Raw genomic sequence first — 6782 nt, forward strand, 5'->3', positions numbered from 1 at the left:
TCCCGATCCTTATTGGGGTAACAGTTACTACGGCATTAGAGCGGCTAATATTTTTCTGGCCAATATTAATGTGGTGCCGGTTGCTGCGCTTACCAAACAATATTGGAGAGCAGAGGCCAGGTACATTAGGGCATTGTTATATTTCGAATTATTAAAAAGATATGGCGGTGTTCCGTTAATCGGCAATAAGGTTTTTACCCTCGAAGATAACCTCGAATTGCCAAGAAACAGTTTTGCTGATTGCATAAATTATATCATTAGTGAATGTGATGCAGTTAAAGATAGCTTAAGATTAGAAACAGGCGCAAATTATACCACTTCGGATTGGGGCAGAATTCCTAAAGGAGCAGCAATCGCGTTAAAATGCAGGGCTTATTTATATGCGGCAAGTCCTTTATATAATGGTGGCGGTGTAGAATCAAATGGAACATTAAAAGCCTTAACAGGTTATCCAACAGCCGATGCTACCCGTTGGCAAAAAGTAATTGATGCCGCGGTAGAACTTAATGCTTTAAATTATTATCAACTCCAGCCTGTATTTAACAATGTGTTTTTAACCAATAAAAATACTGAAGTTATACTGAGCAAACAGGCTGCGGTAAATACGGGTATAGAAACCACCAATGCACCATCCGGTTATGGAGCACCCGCATTGAGTAATGGTAGAACAAGTCCGACGGCCGATTTGGTGAATGCATTTACCATGCGGAGCGGGTTGCCGATTAGCGATGCGGCATCGGGCTACAATCCGGCGGCGCCTTATACCAACAGAGACCTTCGGTTAGATTATACCATTTTTTATAACGGCGTAAACTGGTTAAACCGAGGGGTGCAAACCTACGAGGGTGGTTTGGATAAACCAGGAGGAACAACGGTGCAAACCCGTACAGGTTACTACATGCGCAAGTTTATGGGGAATTTTGCTACCAATAGCACTTACACCAACCAATCGCATAATTTTATCATTTTCAGATATGCCGAAATTATACTCAATTATGCAGAGGCATTAAACGAGGTAGGCAGAACAGAAGATGCCGTTAAGCAGATTATCCTTTTACGTACCAGAGCAGGCATAACAGCCGGCACAAACACGCGTTATGGCATTCCTGTAGGGATCTCTCAGGAGAGTATGAGAACGCTGATTATGAATGAAAGAAGGGTAGAACTTGCTTTTGAAGAACACCGTTTCTGGGATATCAGGAGGTGGAAAATTGCACCGACCGTACTGAGTGGAGCATTGAATGGTACTAAGATTACCAAAAATGCCAACAACACTTTCACGTACGAGAATATTCCGGTAGTGACTTCAGTTTTTACCAATAAACTTTACCACATGCCGGTACCTTATGCAGAAACAACCAAAAACAGTCTATTACTTCAAAACGAAGGTTGGTAAATCAGTACAAATCCAATATAAGATCATAACATGAAATATATATATCAATATTTACTGGTTTTGCTTGTGCTTTTAACCTCCAATTTGGTTATGGCACAAAACCAGGTCGTATCGGGAACTGTTAGCGATGCTACAGGACCTATAGTAGGCGCTTCTGTGAAAGAGAAAGGCTTAGCAACCAATGGGGTAGTTACCGATGGGAAAGGGAATTATACCCTCCGGTTAAAGGGAACAAGCGGTACCATAGTGGTTTCATTTGTTGGCTCAACTCCGAAAGAAGTTGTGGTTGGCAACAGAAAAACCGTTAACGTACAGTTAGAAGATGATGTACAGGGCTTAGAACAGGTTGTGGTTATCGGCTACGGTAAACAGAAAAAAATAACCTTAACAGGGTCCATGAGTACCATAACCGGGGCTGATATCCGTCAAAATCCGTCTGCCAGTTTACAAAACACCTTGGTTGGCAGGTTGCCTGGTTTCTTTTCTCAACAACGTTCTGGTGCGCCAGGATCAGATGGGGCAACATTTTTTATCAGGGGTATCAGTTCGTACAATGGCGGTTCTACCACACCTTTAATCATTGTAGATGATATTGAATACAGCCCGGAGCAGTTTGCAGCCATCGATGCCAACGAAGTAGAAAACATCAGTATCCTTAAAGACGCTGCAACCACAGCGATTTATGGTATCAAAGGAGCAAACGGGGTGGTGGTTGTTACTACGCGTAGAGGTAAACTGGGTACACCACAGATTACCTTTAGAAGTGAATAYAGTGTAATGCAGCCTACGGTTATGCCAAAGTTTTTAGATGCTTACGAATCGGCAAAGTTATATAACCAGGCCAGGGCAAATGATGGTTTGGCGCCAAGATTTACGGAAACCGATTTACAGAAATATCAGGATGGTTCTGATCCATACGGACATCCTAACAACGACTGGAAAAAGATTTTGTTCAAAGATTTCAGTAGCCAGGTAAAAGGTAATTTTGATATCTCGGGCGGTACAGAAAAAGTAAAGTATTTTGTTTCAGCGGGTTTCCTATATCAGGATGGTATGTTGCGGAATTACGGCGAAGAGCAAGGTGTAAACTCCAATTTCTACTATAACCGGTACAATTACCGTTCAAATCTGGATATTAAGGCCACCAATACAATGGATATCAGAATCGATTTGTATGGTAATTTGGGCGTAACCAATACCAATAACATAGGTAGTGCTTTTGGTTATAACGATATCTTTTACGATTATGTAAGTTTCGCTTCGCTAGCTCCATTCAATTATCCGGTTTACAATCCCGATGGAAGTTTTGGCTATAGCAAGTGGCAAAGAGACGAGAATCCGAACTACAATCAAAATAATATTGTAGGAAGGATTACGCATTATGGTTATAACCGCAAATACGGTAATAACATGAATTTAGTGGCCAATGTAAACCAGAAATTAGATTTTATTACCAAAGGATTATCGGTAAAAGGGGTGCTTTCTTACGCAAGTACCTACGATTATACCAGAAGTATGACGAGAGATCAGTTTCCATCTTTTATCTACAATTCAGATAACAATACCTACGAACCCAGAGATCCGAATATTTATCGTGTAAGAAGATATTTTATCGGCTATGGGGCGGGCAGTACAATCAGGAATTTAACTACCCAGGCCATATTAAATTACGATAGAAGTTTTAACAGCCACCACGTTTATGGAACAGCATTAACCAATATCAATACGGTAATCAAATACAATGATAATGCGGTTTACAATTTTGTGCCAAACAACTTTAAAGGTTATACCGGTCGTGTAGGTTATGATTATGATGATAAATATTTATTTCAGTTTAATGCGGCTTACAATGGTTCAGATCGTTTCRTGAGCAAGAAAAAGTATGGTTTTTTTCCGGCGGCATCTGCCGGATGGGTGGTATCGAACGAGAAATTCTGGAAGGATAACGTAAAGTTCATCGATTTTTTAAAGTTTAGAGGCTCCTACGGTATTGTAGGTAACGACCGCATCGGCGATGGTTTTAACTATTACTACCAACAAAATTACAGCAATGGAGGTAATGCATCTTTTGGTTATTCAGACAATACACAAACCGGAATTTCAGAAGGTACATTGGGTAATGATGATGTAACCTGGGAAAAGGAAAAGAAAACAGACGTAGCGATGGAATTTGGTCTCTTCGGAAGCAAGATCACAGGTTCAATCGATTTGTTCCACAATGTAAGAAGCGATATTTTAACTTCAAGAGGTACAGTTTCATCAATTTTTGGTGTGGGCCTGCCACCGGTAAATTTGGGTAAAGTACAAAATCAGGGTGGTGAGATCGAAATGAGCTACAGGGATAAAATTGGCAATGTTGATTTCTCTGTGAGGGCAAATTATTCACTGGCCAAAAATAAAATCCTTTATCGTGATGAACCTCTGCCAGCCTACCCTTATCAGGCATTTACAGGTAACAGTATCGGCCAGATCTTAACCTATCAGTGGATTGGTTTTTATACTTCGGCAGCTGAAATTGCTTCAAGTCCGGTTCCTCAAACTGCACCAAGAATTGGCGATTTAAAATATGCCGATTTAAATGGTGATGGTAAAATTGATGGTTATGATATGTCTATAAATGGAGATCCGAATTTACCAAACACAAACTACGGTTTGGAACTTCGAACCAATTATAAAAACTTCGGTTTAAGTTTATTGTTTCAGGCCGCAACCAACTTTAATGTTCGTGGGGTGGCAGAAGCCATTCAGGCATTTTCCTCAAATTTAACTTCGATCCACCAAAACTCATGGACACCAGCACTGGGAGATGCAGCACAATATCCATTACTTTCTTTAAGTCCTGGTTTAAGCAGTCCTTCTGCTTATCCATCTACATTCTGGATGATATCAGGGAATTATCTCCGCTTAAAAAATGCAGAGTTCAGTTATAATTTTCCTCAAAAGCTGACCGAAAGATTAAAAGTACAAAGCATTCGTACCTACATCAATGGATATAATCTCCTCACCTGGTCGAGCTTGGATAAACGTTATCAATTCGATCCAGAATCGAATTCAGGGCAGGACAGAATTAAATATCCACCACAAAAAATGATCAATTTAGGTTTAAGTGTTACGTTTTGATAATTGATTGACATGAAAAAAATAATATTAATGATATGTTTATGTGCTTCAATAGCAGCATGTAAAAAAAATAGCGATTTCTTAGATAGTAAAGCGGATACTGGAGAAACTGAAGCTTCAGTGTTTTCAGATAGTTTAAAATCTATCCGTTTTCTTACCCAGATTTATAGCAGTTCGTCTTATAGTTTTGCAAAAGGGCGTTTTAGCAGCCACGGAAATACCGAAATGGCTACCGATGATGCGGAATATGCCTATTCAGGACCAACACAGAATGCAGTGATCATGTACAATGGGACACTTTCGCCAACCAACTTTTGGAGTGGGGGTAGTTTGCCTGATTTTTGGACAACCCCGTATGCCAATATCCGTAGGGTAAATCTGATGTTATCTAAATTGCCCGTTATTCCACTTTCAGAAGCGAAGAAGAAACGTATTACCGGCGAATTGAAATTTTTGCGGGCATGGTACTATCACTTGCTGCTGATCAATTTTGGTGGAATTCCGCTTGAAGGTGATAATGTTTACGGCATTACCGATGTGATCGATCTTCCCCGGTCATCATTTGACGAATCCGTTAATTACATCACGGCTGAGCTTGATGCTGCAGCAAATATTTTACCCATTACCACTGATTATGCAGAACAGGATTATGGCCGGGCAACTAAAGGAGCTTGTTTAGCACTAAAATCGAGGGTTTTATTGTATGCCGCCAGTCCTTTGTTTAATGGTGGCGCCATAACCCAGGCATCGGCAGCTGTAAAGCCAATTGTAAGTTACCCCAGTTATAGTGTGGCACGTTGGCAAAAAGCAGCCGACGCTGCTGAAACATTAATTAATACAGGTACCTACAGCTTGTTCGAAGATAATGTAACTGCTCCGGGCTATGGTTTTTACAATGTGTTTTTAAAACGGGTTAATTCTGAGTATATTTTCAGCTTTAACCGACCGTCTAACCGTGATTTTGAAGGTTATTATAATCCACCATCAAGGGGAGGTGCAAAAAATTCTACACCAACACAGCAACTGGCAACAGCTTTCCCAATGAAAAATGGAAAAGCAATTACCGACCCTACTTCTGGCTATGATGCAGCAAACCCGTACACAAACCGCGATCCAAGATTTGGTTATTCCATTATCTACAATCAATCGCTGTATTACAGTACCACAACCAGTACTAAAATTGTGGTAAATACCTATAACGGTGCTGCAACTGATGGGTATACTTCAAACGGGACAGGACCAACAACAACGGGTTATTATGCCCGCAAAATGTGCGACGAAAATATATCAAGCAACAGTTCTTTCAATACAGAAAGGGGCTGGCCGTTAATCCGCTATGCAGAGATTTTATTAAACTATGCGGAAGCCATTAACGAAACCGGACAAACAGCACTGGCATATCCCAAACTAGTAGCCATTCGTAAAAGAGCAGGTATAACAGCTGGTGCTGATAATTTATATGGTTTAAAGGCCAATATGTCTGTTGATGAAATGCGAGCAGTTATTCAGAACGAACGCCGCATCGAACTGATGAATGAAGATCACCGTTGGAATGATATTAGAAGATGGAAAATTGCTGTTGATGTAAACAATGGTTTTAATAAAGCAATCAATATTACTAAAACAGGTAATGTGTATACCTATCAGGTGGTGAATACCATCCGTCAGCACGTATTTAATCCACAACATTATTTAATGCCAATTCCACAGTCGGAAGTTTCGAAGATGCCTTCAATGCTTCAAAACCCTGGCTATTAACCTATTTGAATTTAATGATTAACTACTCTCCTTATCTTTCTGCAAAGAAAGGTTCGGAGAGTTTTTTGTTTATATGCAAATCAGTATGCACATCTAACCGGAACCTTTCTTACAAGGATACAGCCTAAATGGCTATTCAGCCATAATCTTCGGTATAGAACGTTTATTGCTGCACCTTATCAAAATAAGCACTTCAAAAGACAGATCTAAAGCAGATCGTACAAGCCAATTTTTACCATAACAGGGAAAGTGATTTGAATATGTGTTTTAAATTAAACGTCAATTAAACGTTTAATTTTTCTTGAAAGTCTTAAAATCACTGGAAATGGCCTAAAAATAACAATTTAACCCCTACTTATTACCGTATTACCCCTCACTACGACCGCTTTTTTTATAGTTAATTTGTTTCAACCAAGTATAAGAATATTAGATCGATCCAGATTATTCCAGATTAACTACCTAGAATAATTAATGGATGCAGCAAATTTAGAGCGGCTGTATCCTGTTT

At 39.8% G+C, this 6782-nt stretch carries 3 protein-coding genes; all 3 read left to right on the forward strand.

Annotated features, from left to right (window positions below; genetic code table 11):
* The coding region (locus AC1DPQ_RS13385) for a RagB/SusD family nutrient uptake outer membrane protein (RefSeq protein ID WP_477609702.1) at positions 1 to 1396 on the forward strand (1396 nt) is incomplete at its 5' end.
* 30 nt (positions 1397 to 1426) lie between these two features.
* Positions 1427 to 4516 (forward strand): SusC/RagA family TonB-linked outer membrane protein, encoded by a 3090-nt coding sequence (locus tag AC1DPQ_RS13390; RefSeq protein WP_477609704.1) that lies wholly within the window; start codon positions 1427 to 1429, stop codon positions 4514 to 4516.
* 12 nt (positions 4517 to 4528) lie between these two features.
* Positions 4529 to 6274: a RagB/SusD family nutrient uptake outer membrane protein gene (locus AC1DPQ_RS13395; RefSeq protein ID WP_477609706.1), complete on the forward strand. Its 1746-nt coding sequence runs from the start codon at positions 4529 to 4531 to the stop codon at positions 6272 to 6274.
* Positions 6275 to 6782 lie beyond the last annotated feature (508 nt).

The sequence above is a fragment of the Pedobacter sp. 01T416_2 genome (assembly GCF_056398925.1).